Genomic DNA, 16,396 nt, shown 5'->3' with positions numbered 1-16,396 from the left:
TCAGAGGAAAAGCGCCGCCTGCTTGCCCAAATGCGTCATCGGCGGGCGAGGCGCGTGACGCCCGCCGGCGTCAATTCTTCAGCTTGTAGCCGGTGCGGAACATCCACGCGACGATCGCGAGCAGGATCACGAGGAACAGCGCGGTCGCGGCGAGGCTGATCCACACGTGCACGTCGGCGATCCCGTAGAACGACCAGCGAAAGCCGCTGATCAGGTAGACGATCGGGTTGAACAGCGTGACGACGCGCCACGCGGGCGGCAGCATGTCGACCGAATAGAAGCTGCCGCCGAGGAACGTGAGCGGCGTGATGATCAGCAGCGGCACGAGCTGCAGCTTCTCGAAGCTGTCGGCCCAGATGCCGATCACGAAGCCGAACAGGCTGAACGTGACGGCCGTCAGCACCAGGAACAGCACCATCCAGAACGGATGCAGGATGTGCAGCGGCACGAACAGGCCGGCCGTGGCGAGGATGATCACGCCGAGCAGGATCGACTTCGACGCGGCCGCGCCGACGTACGCGATCACGATCTCCCAGTACGACACGGGCGCGGACAGGATCTCGTAGATCGTGCCGGTGAAGCGCGGGAAGTAGATGCCGAACGACGCGTTCGAGATGCTCTGCGACAGCAGCGACAGCATCACGAGGCCCGGCACGATGAACGACCCGTAGCCGATGCCGTTCACGTCGCTGATGCGCGAGCCGATCGCGGAGCCGAACACGACGAAATACAGCGACGTCGAGATTACCGGCGCGATGATGCTCTGCATCAGCGTGCGGCGCGTGCGGGCCATTTCTGCGCGGTAGATCGCGCGAATTCCTTGCCAGTTCATCAGTTGCTCCGAGAAACCCCGTCCTTCAGGACGGGGAGGAAAGGATTGCTGTTGACAGACAGCTTCTTCCACGGGTTAGGATCACCGGCATGATTCTTGTCTATCGCTACCGGGTGAAGTCGCTCAACGGACTGCTTAACAAGCAGAGCCGCGCGGTGAACTACGTCTGGAACTTCTGCAACGACACGCAGAAGCACGCGCTCAAGTGGGGCAAGAAGTGGCCGACTGGATTCGACCTGAACGTGCTGACGACCGGCAGCAGCAAAGAACTCGGTATTCACTCCGGCACGATCAACGCGACGTGTGAGCAATACGCGAAGTCGCGCAGTCAGCACCGCCGGCCCTACCTGCGCTATCGCGGCAGGAAATCGCTGGGCTGGGTGCCGCTGAAGGGGCGTGACCTGAAGCGCGAGGGTGACGCGTTCCGTTTCGCCGGCAACACGTTTCGCGTGTTCAACAGCCGACCGCTTCCCGAAGGCAAGATCAAGGACGGCACCAACTTTGCACAGGATGCACGCGGCAACTGGTTTCTCAACATCGTGATCGAGATGCCCGATGTTCCGGCCCGACCTATCCGTTCCGGTGTGGGCATCGATCTCGGCCTGAAAGACTTCGCCACACTTTCGACCGGCGAGAAGCTGCCAAATGACCGGTTCGGCAGGCGTGCGGTGGAGAAGCTGGGGAAAGCTCAGCGGGCGCGAAAGCACAAACGACATATCGCGAAGCTGCACGCCAAGGTGGCGAACGCCCGTGCCGATTTCCAACACAAGCTCGCGCTCGATCTGGTGCGGCGCTTCGATTACATCGCGGTCGGCAACGTGTCGGCCGCAAAACTCGCCAGAACCAGGATGGCGAAAAGCGTCTACGACGCGTCCTGGTCGTCCTTCCGAAACAAGCTCCGCTACAAAGCGATCGCGCACGGAGCCACGTTCGAGGAAGTCGACGAAAGCGGTTCGACCCAGTCCTGTTCGTCGTGCGGGTCGAGAGACAGCACGACGCGGCCGAAAGGTATCGCGGGACTGCGAATAAGAGAGTGGGCCTGTAGTGACTGTGGTGCCGAGCATGATCGAGATACCAACGCTGCGTTGAACATTCTCCGATGCGGACGTGCATCGCCAGGTGTGGGAATCTTCTCCCTTTAGGGAGGGGAGGACGTCAAGCGTCAGGCTCCTTGCACGCCGTTGCGGCGGTTGTCGATCAGGCTGACGAAAATGTCCTCCAGCGAGCTCTGCGTCGTGTGCAGGTCGCGAAAGCCGATGCCGGCCGAGCCGAGCGCGTTGATGAGCTTCGCGATGCTCGCGTCGTCGCGCTGCGAGTCGTACGTATAGACGAGCGCGGCGCCGTCTTCCGTGCGTTCGAGCCCGAACGGCGCGAGCGCGGGCGGCATCTCGGCGAGCGGGTGCTCGAGCTGCACGGTGAGCTGCTTCTTGCCGAGCTTGCGCATCAGTTCGCGCTTTTCCTCGACGAGCACGAGCTCGCCGCCGAGGATGATGCCGATCCGGTCGGCCATCTCCTCGGCTTCCTCGATGTAGTGCGTGGTGAGCAGGATGGTCACACCGCTTTCGCGCAGCGAATCGACGAGCTTCCACATGTCGCGGCGCAGCTCGACGTCGACGCCGGCCGTCGGCTCGTCGAGGAACAGGATGCGCGGCTCGTGCGACAGCGCCTTCGCGATCATCACGCGGCGCTTCATGCCGCCCGACAGCGTCATCAGCTTGTTGTCGCGCTTGTCCCACAGCGACAGCGCCTTCAGCGTCTTCTCGATGTACGCGGGATCGGGCGCCTTGCCGAACAGGCCGCGGCTGAACGACACGGTCGCCCAGACGGTTTCGAACGCGTCGGTGGTCAGCTCCTGCGGCACGAGGCCGATCATTTCGCGGGCGGCGCGGTATTGATCGCGGATGTCGTGGCCGCCGACCGTCACGCGGCCTTCGGTCGGCGTGACGATGCCGCAGATCGAGCCGATCAGCGTCGTCTTGCCGGCGCCGTTCGGCCCGAGCAGCGCGAAGATCTCGCCGGGGCGGATGTCGAGGGTCACGTGCTTCAGCGCCTGGAAGCCGGACGCGTAAGTCTTGGAAAGGTCGGAGACGGAAAGGATCGGTTGCATGCTCACGGATGGCACGGCCGCCCGGCGCGACGGCGGGCGCCGCGCATGCCCGGCGCCGCCGCCGCTGCGAAGCGGCCGGGACCGGGCACGGCACGGCGAGCGGGCGTCATGTCGAACGGCAGGGTGGTGCGGGATCGCGGGACCGCCATATTAGCAATCGGCAGATCGAAATGCATTCTGATGGAAAGGCCGGGCACTGCCGTTGCCGGATTGGCGTGAATTGCCGTGATATCGCTCAATGATTCGATGCTTTATTTGAGCGATGCGAATAATCCGGCGGGTTTTCGGGGAATCGGGCCACGCTCGCGTTGCCGCCCGAGCGGCTGGCCGACTGTGCTGCCTGCATGCCCTCGCGCCGTACCGGGACGGCGCGCGCGGCGCTCGCGATAATGCGTTCCTTTCACGGCGATACGGAGCGGGGCGCATGTCTTTGATCGATTTCAAATCCGTGGCGGACGCGCAGGCGGCCGCATGGAAATCCACGATCGTCGGCGAAGTCGGCCCGGCGCGGATCAAGGTGCTGCGCATGGATGCGCAGCCGTACGAAGCCGAAGTGCACGACTACAACGAGGGGCTGCTGGTGCTCGACGGCACGCTGATGCTCGAGGTCGACGCGGAAACGGTCGTGGTCGGGGCCGGCCAGATGTTTCTCGCGCACGCCGGCACGCGCCACGCGGTGCTGCCCGGCAGCCACGGCACGCTCGCGATCATCGACGTGTGAGGTTGCGCCGCAACATGCGCGCGGGCCGCTGAAGCCCGGCTGGCGTGGCTCGGCGCGGATTGGCGGTCGCCGTTCAAACGCGTGTTCCACGGCCCGGGTATTTGTCTGAGCAAATAAAATGAAGGCTGTTTGAAAATCTGTTAAATACCGTATAAACGCTAGGATTGCGCGGGTTCCGTCGTTTGGAACTCTGCATCCATTTACTTGCGCGAATGGTCCGATCATAGTCTCGACAAACGACGCATCACGATAACGAATCAAGCGTACGTATGGAGACCAAATCATGAGACGCCTATTCGAGGGCCCAGCGGGACTGTCGTTTTCCGATTTTTCGCTGAATGCAGGCGCGACACAGGTCGCGTGCCTGCATCGTCACTTCGCCGTGTAGCGGCGACCCAATTCCGTTTCGATCGTTCCGACGGCGCCGTGCCGCATGACGGCGCCGCGGGAGCGCGTTCGTCTGCCGCCGCGGCGTGTGCCGCATGGGCCTGACCGGCCTCGCGGCAGTCCTGCGTGCATCGTCATGCGCCGCGCCTTCGTGCGACGGCGCGATACCAACCGGCGGGCCATGCAGCCCGGCCGGACGAGACTTGTCGTACCTGAAAAGGAGGGGTTGATGATTTGGATTCCTGAATGGCGGAAGGCGATCCTGTCGTGCGCGGTGCTGGCGCTGCCGTTCGTCGCCGGTTGTGGCGGCGGCGACGATCCGGGGCCGATCACCGTACCGCAGTGCTCGGGCAGCGCCTGCGGGCCGAGCGGCGCCGAAACGACGCCGCCCGTCGTGACGAAGCTGTGTCCGGACGCGCTCGACTACACGACGACATATACGGGCGGCGCCGGCAGCGGCGAGTACGTGAAGGTGAAGTTCGACACGACGAAGCTCACCTACCAGATGCAGTTCATCGAATCGTCGGTGCCGACCTCGGCAGGGCAAGTCAACAACACGCGTGCGGGCCTGACGATCAGCGGCGCGTTCCATCATCCGACCACGCTTCCGACCGCCGAGCAGAACCGTTGCGCGTTCGTGCTCGACAGCGGCGCGACGAGCGACGGCGCGTATTCGGTGACGATCAACCGTGCCGATCCGCCGATGCTGTTCGTCGGCAATGGCGTGGTGGGCGGCGGGATTCCGGGGGCGACGATCGCGTTCGCCGGTATCCCGCTGCTGCCGGGCATCACGCTCGGTGTCGTCCCGTCGCGCACCTTCGATTTCTATCCGTTCATCGGCTTCACCGACACCGAAACCGACTTCTCGAAAGTGGCGGGCAACTACAACGAGGTCGGCATCCATCTGTCGCCCATCGGCGGTGATGGGCAGAGCCCGACCGGGGCGGTCGGCTGGGAATCCGACGTCGTCAACTGGAATCAGACGTTGAATGCGGACGGCTCGTGCTCGATCACGCAGGGCAGCGACTACTCGTGTCAGACGACCGGGACGCCGTGGGCGCAGCGCAAGAACGCGGACGGATCGGCGGACAATGTATTCGTGAGCAATCCGGCCGGGGGGCAGGGGTATCCGATCGCGGGGCAGAGCTCGACGCTGATCATCGCACCGAGCCAGGCGAAAGGCATCATGATCGTCGGCAGGCTGAACGGCGTACTCGTGCCGATCGTGATTCGTGTCGGCTACACGCACGTCGATACGGTCAATCTGCTCGCCTCGGTCGCCGATGCCGAAGTCGGCATCTCGATGCTGTCGTCGACGAAGGCGATTGTCGCGAACTCCCTGAAGGGCGGATACATCGGCGCGACCAGTGCCTCCGCGTGCGGCATCGTGACATCCAGCGGCCAGGGGAACAAGTTGGCGTCGGCGGGGCCGAGCTTCAACCCGAACGTGCCGCACCCCGACCTGCCCGGCATCTTCGCCAACAACGCGTTCTATTCGGTCGCCGGCAGTTGCAACGACGGCACCGCCGTGTCGACGCTGGCGGCGAACTATACGTCCACGCTGTTCCAGGGCAGTACCGCGGCATTCATCGATCCGCAGACGTCGTCGGTCACCTCGCAGTTCGCGCTGGACTATACGCAGGCCACGCCCGGCAAGATCAGGGTGACGGCCGCGCAGGACTTCAACGCGAAGGGCGCGAACGGCAACGCGGCGATCTTCGGCAAGGGCGACACGGGCTGGCTCGTGACGGCCGGCAACGTCTACGCGATGGTCGTCAACGACAATAAGGTCAACCCGTTCTTCACGATCGGCGCGTTCGTCCAGTAACCCCGTATCGAACACGTCACACCGGCGGCGCACGCGTCGCCGCCGGCGAATCGAATTTCAAGAGGATTCCTATGAATTTGAAACAATGGATGGCCGCGGCGTCGCTCGCGCCCGTGCTGGCCGCGTGCGGCGGAGACGGCGACCCGCCGCCCGCGCCGGTGGTCCGGCTGTGCCCGCAGACGATCGACTACAACACGGTGTTCATCGGCGGGTCGGGGTCGGGCGAGCTCGTGAAGGTGCAGCTCGACACGACGAAGATGACGTACCGGATGACCTACCTCGCGTCGCCGGTGCCCGCCACCACGGGTACCGTGCAGCCGACGCGGGACACCGCGCCCGCGAACGTGGTCGACGGCACGCTGGCCGACGAGACGGGGCTGCCGACGGTGAAGCTGAACCAGTGCACGTTCCGGATGCAGAACGCGAGCCTCGACCCGAGCCGCCCCGCGCGGCTGTTCCTCGGCGAAGGCGTGCTGGGCGGCGCGATCCCCGGCGCGACGATCCAGTTCGACGGCGTGATCGGCGTCGGCAAGATCACGAAGACGACGTTTCCGTACTACCCGTTCATCAGCTTCTCGTCGCTGGAGACCGACCTGACGAAGATCGCCGGTACGTACAACCAGCTCGGTTATCACCAGGTGCCGTCGCAGAACTTCCAGCCGGTGGCGCTCGACCAGCAGGTGACGATCAACGCGGACGGCAGCTATACGGAAACCGACAACTTCGGCAAGAAGAACGGCGGACAGCCGCTTGCGTCGAGCGCGACCGTGAACCAGCCGTTCACGCTGCGCCCCGATGCGCCGGCATTCCAGTCGCTCAACTACCTGCCGCAGATTCCGCCGACGCTCGCCGCGCTCGATCCGGCGAAGGCCGGCAAGGGGATTCTGATCGTCGGCAGGCTGCGCAACCAGCTCGTGCCGGTTTTCATCCGCACCGGCGCCGCGAACGCGGACCTCACGCAAGGCCCGCCGAGCGCGGACGACGAATCGGGGATCTCGTTCCTGAGCCCGCGGACGGCGGTCGCGCAGGGCTCGCAGGACGGCGAGTACACCGGCGTCGACAGCGCATTCAACTACCGCGCGACCGCGCTCGTCGGCGCGCAGGCCACGCTGCTCGACCCGTTCAACGCGTCGCAGGCCGCGCTCACGCGCGCGCTGAACCTCGACTACACGCAGAAGGTGCCGGGCGTCGTGACGACCGTGCATGCGGATGCGGCATCGGGGCCGGCGACCGGCAAGTTCGTGTTCACCGGCGGCGTGTTCGGGTTCCTCGACATGGCCGATACGAGCAACCCGTACTTCACGGTCGGCGCGTTCGTGCAGTGACCGCGTGTGGATGGAGACACGGCGGCGCCGCGCGCGAATGCGCGGCGCCCGGACAGAATGAGGGGGAGACTTCATGAAGAAGCTGATTGTCGCGGGTGTCGTCGCTGGCGTATCGACGCTCGCATCGGCCCAGCAGGCGGGCGACAACGTCGCGACGCTGGGCTGGCTGCACATCATGCCGCAGGATTCGACCAACGGGCTGACGACGAATCTCGCGAGCATGCCGATCAACGGGCCGTTGCGCCTGCCTGGTTCGTTCACGTCGCCGGGCACGAGCCTGACGGTCAACAACGCCGATACGGTCGGCCTCACGCTCACGCACTTCTTCACCGATCACATCGCGGTGACGTCGGTGCTCGGCGTGCCACCGGAATTCACGCTGACCGGACACGGCGTGATCAGGCCGCCCGGCCCGGCCGGCGCGCTCGGCAACGTCGACATGGACAAGTCGGCGAACCAGCCGGCGGTGAAGAATGCGCGGCAGTGGAGCCCGACGATCATCCTGCAGTACTACTTCAATTCGTCGACGGCCAAGTTTCGTCCGTTCGTCGGGATCGGCGTGGCCTACAGCTGGTTCAGCAACATCGAACTGAACGGCAACTTCGCGAAGGACATCAACGAGAACCTCGGCAGCGTGCTCGCCGCCGGCGCCGGCAAGCCGGGCGCGACGTCGGTGGAGGGCAAGGCGTCGTCGTCGTTCACGCCCGTCTACAACATCGGCGCGAGCTACGCGATCGACAAGCACTGGGGGCTCACGGCGACGCTGACCTACATGCCGCTGAAGACCTACTCGTCGCTGGTGATCAAGGCGGCCGACGGCTCGACGCTCGCGACCACGCGCACGCGGCTGAAGGCTGACCCGCTGATCACGTTCGTCGGGATTTCCTACAAGTTCTGAGCCGACCGGCGCGCATGACGCGTGCCGGCGGCTTCCTGCGACCGGCTGGCCGGACCGTTCCGGCCGGACGGTCGCGTTCCTGGCGGCGTGCCGCCATTTGTGAAGAGAGGGGCAGTTCAAATGAGCATTCGCAAAATCGTATCGCTTGTTGCTGCAGTGGCTTTCACCGCGGTTTCGGCCGCGCCTGCTTTCGCCGTCACCGTGTCGCGTGCCGACGGCCAGCCGATGAATCCGAACGGCGAGCCGTTCTCGGCGACGGGGCTCACGAATCTCAGCAAGGGATCGATCAACGCCAGTTGTACCGCGACCTTCAACGGCACGATCACGTCGACCGGCATCGTCAACATCACGTCGACGACGTTCGCGGGCGGCGCGACGTGCGGCCTGATCAGCGGCAGCGCGAGCAGCACGTCGCCGTGGACGGGGCAGGCCGACAGCACGACGCAACTGTCGATCAACAACGTGAAGGTGAACGTCACGCTGCTCGGTACTTGCGGGCCGAGCAAGGTCGTGACCGCGTGGAGCGATGCGAACTCGTCGCTGGCGTTCAACAACTCCGTGCTGACGCCGGACTGCACGGTGACCGGTACGGTCCTGACGTCGCCGAAGTTCCACGTGCAGTAAGCGTCGCACGATCGAAGCCGGGACCCGCCGCGCACGAGGGCCGTGCGGCATGCGCGGCGGGGTCCGCGGCCTTGATGGGTTCGTGCCGTCGCGCGTATCGGCGCGACGGCCGGATGCGTCTGGTAGCGTAGCCGTTTGTGCCGCCGTCCATCGATTGCCGAAGCGCCGCGTGCAGTCGGCGTCGCAAAGCGGGGCGCCCGTCGCGCATGCGAGCCGGGCGGCGCATAGGCGAGTTTCCGCTTCACCGATTCATGCGAGCCGTCATGCTTACCAGCGTGACGGCCGGTTGACCGCCCGTGTCGCGATCCGACACGGGCGGAGTTGCAGGGCCGGCGTGGCGTGTATGGCGCCTCCCGATCCGATTGAAACAAAACCAGGCCAATTGGCCAGAACCATCCCGGACGACCCATGCTGACCGATCCAGCAAAGTATGGCGATGCCCGCGGCGCGACGCCCGACCGGCTGCGCACGGCCGCGTGGTTGCAGTACCTGATCGACCATCTCGACACGGCGGTTTGCGCGATGGCCGCGACCGACGTCGGCGACACGCTCGTCGTCGCTTCGTATGCAATCCGTGCGGGAACTGGCGCGCGTCTGTCCCGCGAAGCGACGGCCGTGCTCCACCGGCTGGTCCCGTGGATCGCGACCGACGGCGGCGGTTGCGCATGCGATCCGGCCGATCCGCTCGGCGCGTGCGCGCATGTGCCCTCCGCGCAGCAGCTTGCGGACGCCGAGCGTCGCTGCCCCGGCTCGCGTGCCGTATTCGACACCGCGCATGGCGTGATCGATGCGTGCGCATTCGACGATCCCGACGTCGGCTGGGCCGCGCTCGAACGGATCGCCGATGGCGTCGAATGTCATGGCGAAGTCGCGATCGAACGCGTCGCGAATGAACATGACGGGCCGCATGAGACGCCGCCTGCGAAGAACCTGAGAGAAAGGCTGACCGCGGTCGCGGCAACGAGCACGGAAACACCGATTCGTCCCGGCGCGGTCATCGATGCGATCGTGTTGCGCGTATGCGGCCCGCGCGACGACGCAACGCGTGTCGACGAGATGGCTGCGCTCGCGATGTTCTCGGCCGAACTCGCCGCGGGCAACGGCGTTTCCGTTCATGCGTATGGCGGTCGGCACAACTTCGTCGCGCAAGCCATCAGAACGCATCGCGCCGATCTCGCGTCGATGGACGGGCTGCTTGCCGCGCTCGCCGTGTGCCGGCTCGATCGACTGATCGGCGCGGGCAGCTTCTGGGCCCACTACCTGCTGGCGGGCATCGCGATCGCCGCGCCGGATACGGTAAGGGCAATCGGCCGCCGGTTTCATGGCGACACCTGGCAGACGTGGCTCGACCATGTGCTCGCATGGCCGGCGGTCAGCCGCTTCGGGGCGAAGGAGGATGTCGCATTCGACCGCCTGCGCGACGCGATGAGCCTGACGTCGCGCAGGAACCCGATCGTCCGCGCCAAGCGGATGCGGGGCGTTTCGGCAGCCGGGCCGCGCAGCGCAAACGAGAAGGCACGATGAAATGCGGCTCGCGGCGAGAACGCCGCGAGCCGCGCGGGGGTATCGCGGCGCCCGGGCAGGCGCCGTCTTCGTCAGACCGTCTCGGGTTGTCGCACGGCCTTCGCGACATTCCTCGCCAATGCGCCGTTCGCGACGAAGTACGGCACGTCGACCCGCGCGAGCGGCGTGCGGCCGCGGATCTTGTCGGCGATCTTCTCGGCGATCATGATCGTCGGCGCATTCAGGTTGCCGGTCGTGATGATCGGCATGATCGACGCATCGACGACACGCAGCCCGTCGAGCCCGTGCACGCGGCCTTCTTCATCGACCACCGCCATGTCGTCGTAGCCCATCTTGCACGAGCACGACGGATGGAACGCGGTTTCCGCACGGGCGCGCACGAACGCGTCGAGTTCCTTGTCGCTCTTGCAGTCGGCGCCCGGATTCAGCTCGCGGCCGCGATAGCGGTCGAGCGCCGGCTGCCGCATGATCTCGCGCGTCGCGCGGATCGCATCGCGGAACTCGCGCCAGTCGAGCGCTTCGGCCATGTAGTTGAACAGGATGCTCGGATGGTCGTTCGGATCGCGCGAGCGCAGCTTCACGCGGCCGCGGCTCGGCGAGCGCATCGAGCCGACGTGCGCCTGGAAGCCATGCATCTCGATCGCGTTCGAGCCGTTGTAGTTGATCGCCACCGGCAGGAAGTGATACTGGATGTTCGGCCACGGGTCGTCGTCGCGCGTGCGGATGAAGCCGCCCGCCTCGAAGTGGTTGCTCGCGCCGAGGCCCGTGCCGTTCAGCATCCATTCGAGGCCGATCTTCGGCTGGTTCCACCACTTGAGCGCCGGGTACAGCGAGACCGGCTCCTTGCACTCGTACTGGATGTACATCTCCAGGTGATCCTGCAGGTTCTGGCCGACGCCGGGCAGGTCGAGCACGACCGGAATGTCGAGTTCTTTCAGCCACGCGCCGGGACCGACGCCCGAGCGCTGCAGCAGTTGCGGCGACGCGATCGCGCCGCTGCACACGAGCACTTCGCGGCGCGCATGCGCGGTCGCGCGCTCGCTGCCGCGCAGGTAGGTCACGCCCGACGCGCGCTTGCCGTCGAACAGGATGCGGTCGGCGAGCGCGTGCGTGACGATCTCGAGGTTCGGCCGCACCTTTGCCTGGTCGAGGTAGCCGCGCGCGGTGCTCGCGCGGCGGCCCTTCGGCGTGACGGTGCGGTCCATCGGGCCGAAACCTTCCTGCTGATAACCGTTCAGGTCGTCGGTGCGCGGATAGCCGGCCTGCACGCCCGCGTCGACCATCGCCTCGAACAGCGGATTCACGCCCGGCTTGCTGGTCGTGACCGACACGGGGCCGCTGCCGCCGTGATAGTCGTTCGGGCCGACGTCGCGCGTCTCGGCTTTCTTGAAGTACGGCAGGCAGTCGAGATACGTCCAGTTCTCGAGGCCCTTGTGCGTCGACCAGTTGTCGTAGTCGAGCGCGTTGCCGCGGATGTAGCACATCCCGTTGATCAGCGACGAGCCGCCCAGCCCCTTGCCGCGCCCGCATTCCATCCGGCGGTTGTCCATGTGCGGCTCGGGATCGGTCTCGTACGCCCAGTTGTAGCGGCGGCCCTGCAGCGGATAGGCCAGCGCCGCCGGCATCTGCGTGCGGAAGTCGAAGCGGTAGTCGGGGCCGCCCGCTTCGAGCAGCAGCACCGTGACGTCCGGATCTTCCGTCAGGCGCGTTGCGAGCACGTTGCCCGCGGAACCCGCGCCGCAGATGATGTAGTCGTATTCGCGTGTCGTCATGACGGATCTCCTTGTCTTAGAACACCGGGTTGTAACGGCCGAGCTCGACCTGCACCGACTTGATTCGAGTGTAGTGCTCGAGCGTCGTGATGCCGTTCTCGCGCCCGACACCGGATTGCTTGTATCCGCCAACCGGCATCTCGGCCGGCGATTCGCCCCACGTGTTGATCCAGCAGATGCCGGCTTCGAGGCGATGGATCGCGCGGTGCGCGCGCGACAGGTTCTCGGTCACGACACCGGCCGCGAGGCCGTAGTGCGTGTCGTTCGCGCGGGCGATCACTTCGTCCTCCGATTCGAACTCGAGGATGCTCATCACCGGCCCGAAAATCTCTTCGCGCACGATCTTCATGTCGTCGCGGCAGTCGCCGAACACGGTCGGCGCGACGTACTGGCCGCTGCCGAAGTGACCGTCGGTCAGGCGCGTGCCGCCCGCGAGCAGCTTCGCGCCTTCGGCCTTGCCGCTTTCGATGAAGCCGAGCACCTTGTCGAGCTGCGCGGCCGACACGAGCGGGCCGAAGTTGGTGTCGGCATCGGTCGGCTTGCCGACGCGGATGCGCTTCACGCGTTCGAGCACCTTCTGCGTGAACGCGTCCTTGATCGAGCGGTGCACGAACACGCGCGTGCCGTTCGTGCAGACCTGGCCCGAGCTGAAGAAGTTGGCGGTCACCGCGATGTCGGCCGCGCGATCGAGGTCCGCATCGTCGAACACGATCAGCGGCGACTTGCCGCCGAGCTCCATCGTCACTTCCTTCAGCGACGATGCGCCGGCCAGCGACATCACCTTCTTGCCGGTCTCGACGCCGCCGGTGAACGACACCTTCGCGATGCCCGGATGACCGGTGAGCAGCGCGCCGACCGAGCCGTCGCCCTGCACGACGTTGAACACGCCGGCCGGCACGCCGGCTTCCGTATAGATTTCCGCGAGCTTCAGCGCGGTCAGCGGCGTGACTTCGCTCGGCTTGAACACCATCGCGTTGCCGGCCGCGAGCGCGGGCGCCGTCTTCCAGCACGCGATCTGGATCGGATAGTTCCATGCGCCGATGCCCGCGCACACGCCGAGCGGCTCGCGGCGCGTATAGACGAACGACTCGGCGCGCAGCGGCACCTGCAGCCCTTCGATCGCGGTCGCGAGGCCCGCGTAGTACTCGATCACGTCCGCGCCGGTGACGATGTCGACCGCGAGCGTCTCGCCGATCGGCTTGCCGGTGTCGCGCGTCTCGATGGCCGCGAGTTCGTCGTTGCGTTCGCGCAGCAGGTCGACCGCGCGACGCAGGATGCGCGAGCGCTGCATCGCGGTCATCGCGGCCCATTCGCGCTGGCCTTCCTGGGCGGACGCAACGGCGCGGTCGACGTCGGCCGCGCTGGCCTGCTGCACCTGCGCGAGCAGTTCGCCGGTGGCGGGATCGAAGGTGTCGAAAGTCTTGCCGCTGGTGGCGTCGACGTAACCGCCGCCGATGTAGAGGCGCTGCAAACCGTATACGGACATGAGGATCTCCTTGAGGGCGACTGCGTCGCGCGTCAGTCGGACGCGAGCAGCAGGTCGATGTAATCGTGGGCGAGCTTCAAAGCGGCCCGGGTGTCGATCGGGCCGCCGGCGAGTGCGCCGCGCAGCCACAGGCCGTCGATCAGCGCGGCGAGGCCGCTGGCGGCTTCGCGCGCCTTCGCGAGCGGCAAGGCCTTCGCGAATTCGGCGCACAGGTTCGAATGCAGGCGCCGCGTGTTCACGTGCTGCAGGCGCTTGAGCATCGGGTCGTGCATGCTCTGCGACCAGAACGCGAGCCACGTCTTCATCACGGGCGCGCTGACCTGCGTGTCGTCGAAGTTCGCGGCGACGACCGCGCGCAGCCGCGAACGCGGGTCCTTGCGTGCGGCGACGCGGCGGCGCGTGGTGGCCGACCACAGGTCGCGCAGCACGTGCCGCATCGTCGCTTCGAGCAGGCCGTCCTTGTCGCCGAAGTAATGGCTGACGATGCCCGTAGAGATGTTCGCGCGTTGCGCGACCGATGCGAGCGTCGTGCCGGGCAGGCCCGCTTCGTCGATCGAGCGCAGCGTGGCGTCGATCAACTGTGCGCGGCGTATCTCCCGCATTCCGACTTTCGGCATCGTGACTCCCTTCGCCCGGGCGGGCCGTCGTCCATGGAAGTCGAGAGCTTAGCGGTTTTTTATTGATCGTTCAATCAATAAAAAACCGGGGCCGAAGGGGAGACTGCGTTCCAAACGGGGCACGATGCTTCGCGTCCGAAGCTCATGTGCAGGTGCGGAAAAACGGTTGAAAGAAGATTAACTAAGTTTGAATCTGTTTAAAACGGACCATGAAAATATGACGCAATGCAGAGGACCGTTTCCAGACTCGATTTCATTACAAACCGAAAGAGTGTCGAAAACTGAAATATTATTCACGATATGAAATCGTCAAATCGGATTGTGGAGGCGTGCAGTTTTCTAAAAACCGTTTCAATCAAGCGATCTAAACAATACAACTCATTGAATTGAAACGATAATTTATGTTTTTTGAATGCTGGATCGGATTGCTCGCAAACGATTGCGATGATCCTTTTTGAGATTCCGCATACCATATAAATTGATAAGAAAATTTGAACTTGGCGTATTTCCGGGCCGAGTAGAGGGATTTTTGGAATGACTTGAGTAAGTAATATCGACCGTATTAGTATGGCGCCGCACCATGAGGAATGAATGGCGCCGCCGGCAATTGCCGCGGCGCGTCGGCGATGGCCGTGTCGATCGACCGCCCCCGCAGCCGGCGCCAGCCATTGCGCACTTGCAGCATGCCGCGACGTCGAGACGCCGCATTCACCGGAGAACGACGATGCCGACCGAAAAACACGTGGTCCCGCTGCCGAATGGTCTGAAGGTCTACGTCGAACGGAACGTGTTCGACCCGGCGTTCGACACGGCGATGCTCGTCAACGGCGCGCTCGCGACCACCGCGTCGTTCGGCCAGACCGTCCAGTATCTCGGCGAGCGGATGAACACGATCTGCTTCGACCTGCCGTATGCGGGGCAGTCGCGCCAGCACAACCCCGGCTGCTTCATCCTGACCAAGGACGACGAAGCCGCGATCCTCCAGTACCTGGTCGAGCATTTCGCGCCGGCGTACCTCGTGTCGGTGTCGTGGGGCGGCGTCGCGTCGCTGTTCGCGCTCGCACGCGGCTGCCCGAGCGTGCGGCGCGCGGCGATCTGCTCGTTCTCGCCGTTACTGAACGACGCGATGGTCGACTACGTGACGCGCGCCCGCGACCACATCGCGGCCGGCGAAAACCTGAAGGCCGCGCAGTTGCTGAACGACACCGTGGGCCGCTATCTGCCGCGCATCATGAAGCTGTACAACTACCGGTATCTGACGCGCCTGCCGCGCGACGAGCAGGATCAGGTCGCGTTCCACGTCGACCAGATCCTGTCGCTGCAGCCCGAGCGCTACTTCAGCGAATTCGCGAACATCGGCTGCGAGCTGCTGTTCCTGAACGGCGAGCGCGACGAATACACGACGCCGGCCGACGTGCGCCAGCTCGGCGCGCACGTCGCGCGCGCGCGGTTCGCGACGGTGCCGGACGCCGGCCACTTTCTCGACATCGAAGGCCGTGCGCAACGCGAATACACCCGTGCCGCGTTGCTCGATTTCTTCTGCGGCGAGTCGGCCGCCGCGGCCGGCGTCGCGCGTGCTGCCGCACATGCATGCGTGCCCACGCCGATGCACGCGCTGTCGTCGTGACGTCATCCGTCGTGCGGCGGGCGCGTCCCGCGCATCCGAATTCCCATCCCAACGAGGCAGGCCAGCCGTGAATATCGTTCAGACCATCGCCATCGTCGTTCCGTGGGCCGCGTGGCTCGCGTACTGGATCGCCACGTCGCAGGGCGTCAAGACCACCGTGCGCAAGGAGGCGTCGCGCTCGCGCACGCTGCAGTCGATTCCGCTGATCGTCGGCGGCGCGCTGATCATCCTGCCCGATCCGTCGTGGCAGGCGCTCGTGCCCGACTGGCAGCGCTTCGGCCTGCAGGCGCAGTGCGGGCTCGCGGTGCTGGTGGCCGGCCTGCTGTTCTCGGTGTGGGCGCGGCTGCATCTGGGCACGAACTGGAGCGTGTCGGTCACGTTGAAGGAAGACCACGAACTCGTGCGCACGGGGCCGTATGCGCTCGTGCGTCACCCGATCTACACCGGCTGCCTGATCGCGCTGGTCGGCGCCGCGCTGATCGGCGGCGAATGGCGCGGCGCGATCGGCGTGCTGCTCGTGTTCGCGTCGCTCGCGTACAAGGTGCGCGTCGAGGAGAGCTGGCTGACCGGATATTTCGGGCCGGCGTATGCGCAGTACCGCCGCGAGGTCGCGGCGCTGATCCCCGGCTTCTACTGACACCCGCGAGG

The 16,396-nt window shown here is 65.5% G+C and carries 15 protein-coding genes; 9 read left to right on the top strand and 6 right to left on the bottom strand.

Features of this window, described 5'->3' with window-relative positions; genetic code table 11:
* Positions 1 to 70: 70 nt before the first annotated feature.
* Positions 71 to 832 (bottom strand): ABC transporter permease, encoded by a 762-nt coding sequence (locus tag SY91_RS24040; RefSeq protein WP_011547075.1) that lies wholly within the window; start codon positions 830 to 832, stop codon positions 71 to 73.
* Positions 833 to 921: 89 nt separating this feature from the next.
* Between SY91_RS24040 and SY91_RS24035 the strand changes: the two genes are divergently transcribed.
* Positions 922 to 1,974, top strand: coding sequence for an RNA-guided endonuclease InsQ/TnpB family protein (locus SY91_RS24035; RefSeq protein WP_185921185.1), 1,053 nt, complete (start codon positions 922 to 924; stop codon positions 1,972 to 1,974).
* A gap of 20 nt (positions 1,975 to 1,994) precedes the next feature.
* On the opposite strand, the gene SY91_RS24030 is transcribed toward SY91_RS24035, so the two are convergent.
* Both SY91_RS24030 and SY91_RS24025 read right to left on the bottom strand, forming a co-directional pair.
* Positions 1,995 to 2,939, bottom strand: a complete 945-nt coding sequence (locus SY91_RS24030; RefSeq protein ID WP_185921184.1) for an ABC transporter ATP-binding protein — start codon at positions 2,937 to 2,939, stop codon at positions 1,995 to 1,997.
* A 2-nt stretch (positions 2,940 to 2,941) separates the two neighbouring features.
* A complete protein-coding gene (locus SY91_RS24025; RefSeq protein WP_162595473.1) occupies positions 2,942 to 3,178 on the bottom strand; it encodes a hypothetical protein in 237 nt (78 codons plus the stop codon).
* A gap of 185 nt (positions 3,179 to 3,363) precedes the next feature.
* On the opposite strand from SY91_RS24025, the gene SY91_RS24020 reads away from it, so the two are divergent.
* The 6 genes from SY91_RS24020 to SY91_RS23995 all read left to right on the top strand — a co-directional run bounded on the left by SY91_RS24020 (position 3,364) and on the right by SY91_RS23995 (position 10,246).
* A complete protein-coding gene (locus SY91_RS24020) occupies positions 3,364 to 3,660 on the top strand; it encodes a cupin domain-containing protein (RefSeq protein WP_006480633.1) in 297 nt (98 codons plus the stop codon).
* A 616-nt stretch (positions 3,661 to 4,276) separates the two neighbouring features.
* Positions 4,277 to 5,875, top strand: coding sequence for a DUF2957 domain-containing protein (locus SY91_RS24015; protein ID WP_023478170.1), 1,599 nt, complete (start codon positions 4,277 to 4,279; stop codon positions 5,873 to 5,875).
* 71 nt (positions 5,876 to 5,946) lie between these two features.
* The gene (locus SY91_RS24010) at positions 5,947 to 7,200 is read left to right on the top strand and encodes a DUF2957 domain-containing protein (protein WP_011547078.1); all 1,254 of its coding nucleotides are present in this window, start codon (positions 5,947 to 5,949) and stop codon (positions 7,198 to 7,200) included.
* Positions 7,201 to 7,273: 73 nt separating this feature from the next.
* Positions 7,274 to 8,098, top strand: a complete 825-nt coding sequence (locus SY91_RS24005) for an OmpW/AlkL family protein (RefSeq protein WP_011547079.1) — start codon at positions 7,274 to 7,276, stop codon at positions 8,096 to 8,098.
* Positions 8,099 to 8,218: 120 nt separating this feature from the next.
* On the top strand, positions 8,219 to 8,722 hold the full coding sequence (locus SY91_RS24000; protein WP_006480638.1) for a hypothetical protein: 504 nt from the start codon (positions 8,219 to 8,221) through the stop codon (positions 8,720 to 8,722).
* 408 nt (positions 8,723 to 9,130) lie between these two features.
* Entirely contained in the window at positions 9,131 to 10,246 is a 1,116-nt protein-coding gene (locus SY91_RS23995) for a hypothetical protein (protein WP_023478090.1), read from the top strand.
* Positions 10,247 to 10,317: 71 nt separating this feature from the next.
* On the opposite strand, the gene betA is transcribed toward SY91_RS23995, so the two are convergent.
* Genes betA through betI form a run of 3 tightly spaced genes read right to left on the bottom strand, consistent with a single transcriptional unit; the run spans position 10,318 to position 14,121 of the window.
* Positions 10,318 to 12,018, bottom strand: a complete 1,701-nt coding sequence (betA, locus tag SY91_RS23990; protein ID WP_023478091.1) for a choline dehydrogenase — start codon at positions 12,016 to 12,018, stop codon at positions 10,318 to 10,320.
* 16 nt (positions 12,019 to 12,034) lie between these two features.
* A complete protein-coding gene (gene betB / locus SY91_RS23985) occupies positions 12,035 to 13,504 on the bottom strand; it encodes a betaine-aldehyde dehydrogenase (protein ID WP_023478092.1) in 1,470 nt (489 codons plus the stop codon).
* Positions 13,505 to 13,536: 32 nt separating this feature from the next.
* On the bottom strand, positions 13,537 to 14,121 hold the full coding sequence (gene betI, locus SY91_RS23980; protein WP_006480642.1) for a transcriptional regulator BetI: 585 nt from the start codon (positions 14,119 to 14,121) through the stop codon (positions 13,537 to 13,539).
* 724 nt (positions 14,122 to 14,845) lie between these two features.
* On the opposite strand from betI, the gene SY91_RS23975 reads away from it, so the two are divergent.
* Positions 14,846 to 15,748: an alpha/beta fold hydrolase gene (locus SY91_RS23975; protein WP_043888693.1), complete on the top strand. Its 903-nt coding sequence runs from the start codon at positions 14,846 to 14,848 to the stop codon at positions 15,746 to 15,748.
* A gap of 67 nt (positions 15,749 to 15,815) precedes the next feature.
* A complete protein-coding gene (locus SY91_RS23970; RefSeq protein ID WP_011547084.1) occupies positions 15,816 to 16,385 on the top strand; it encodes a methyltransferase family protein in 570 nt (189 codons plus the stop codon).
* The last annotated feature ends 11 nt before the right edge of the window (positions 16,386 to 16,396 follow it).

It is taken from the genome of Burkholderia cenocepacia (assembly GCF_014211915.1).
Taxonomy (GTDB): Bacteria; Pseudomonadota; Gammaproteobacteria; order Burkholderiales; family Burkholderiaceae; genus Burkholderia; species Burkholderia orbicola.
The sequence above is the reverse complement of the archived record's forward strand: the minus strand, read 5'-3'. Positions and strand labels throughout refer to the sequence as shown.

What these genes read in the sequence shown, in the direction of transcription:
- SY91_RS24040 (WP_011547075.1), bottom strand. Translation starts at nt 832, where the DNA reads ATGAACTGGCAAGGAATTCGCGCGATCTACCGCGCAGAAATGGCCCGC.
- SY91_RS24035 (WP_185921185.1), top strand. Translation starts at nt 922, where the DNA reads ATGATTCTTGTCTATCGCTACCGGGTGAAGTCGCTCAACGGACTGCTT.
- SY91_RS24030 (WP_185921184.1), bottom strand. Translation starts at nt 2,939, where the DNA reads ATGCAACCGATCCTTTCCGTCTCCGACCTTTCCAAGACTTACGCGTCC.
- SY91_RS24020 (WP_006480633.1), top strand. Translation starts at nt 3,364, where the DNA reads ATGTCTTTGATCGATTTCAAATCCGTGGCGGACGCGCAGGCGGCCGCA.
- SY91_RS24015 (WP_023478170.1), top strand. Translation starts at nt 4,277, where the DNA reads ATGATTTGGATTCCTGAATGGCGGAAGGCGATCCTGTCGTGCGCGGTG.
- SY91_RS24010 (WP_011547078.1), top strand. Translation starts at nt 5,947, where the DNA reads ATGAATTTGAAACAATGGATGGCCGCGGCGTCGCTCGCGCCCGTGCTG.
- SY91_RS24005 (WP_011547079.1), top strand. Translation starts at nt 7,274, where the DNA reads ATGAAGAAGCTGATTGTCGCGGGTGTCGTCGCTGGCGTATCGACGCTC.
- SY91_RS24000 (WP_006480638.1), top strand. Translation starts at nt 8,219, where the DNA reads ATGAGCATTCGCAAAATCGTATCGCTTGTTGCTGCAGTGGCTTTCACC.
- SY91_RS23995 (WP_023478090.1), top strand. Translation starts at nt 9,131, where the DNA reads ATGCTGACCGATCCAGCAAAGTATGGCGATGCCCGCGGCGCGACGCCC.
- betA (WP_023478091.1), bottom strand. Translation starts at nt 12,018, where the DNA reads ATGACGACACGCGAATACGACTACATCATCTGCGGCGCGGGTTCCGCG.
- betB (WP_023478092.1), bottom strand. Translation starts at nt 13,504, where the DNA reads ATGTCCGTATACGGTTTGCAGCGCCTCTACATCGGCGGCGGTTACGTC.
- betI (WP_006480642.1), bottom strand. Translation starts at nt 14,121, where the DNA reads ATGCCGAAAGTCGGAATGCGGGAGATACGCCGCGCACAGTTGATCGAC.
- SY91_RS23975 (WP_043888693.1), top strand. Translation starts at nt 14,846, where the DNA reads ATGCCGACCGAAAAACACGTGGTCCCGCTGCCGAATGGTCTGAAGGTC.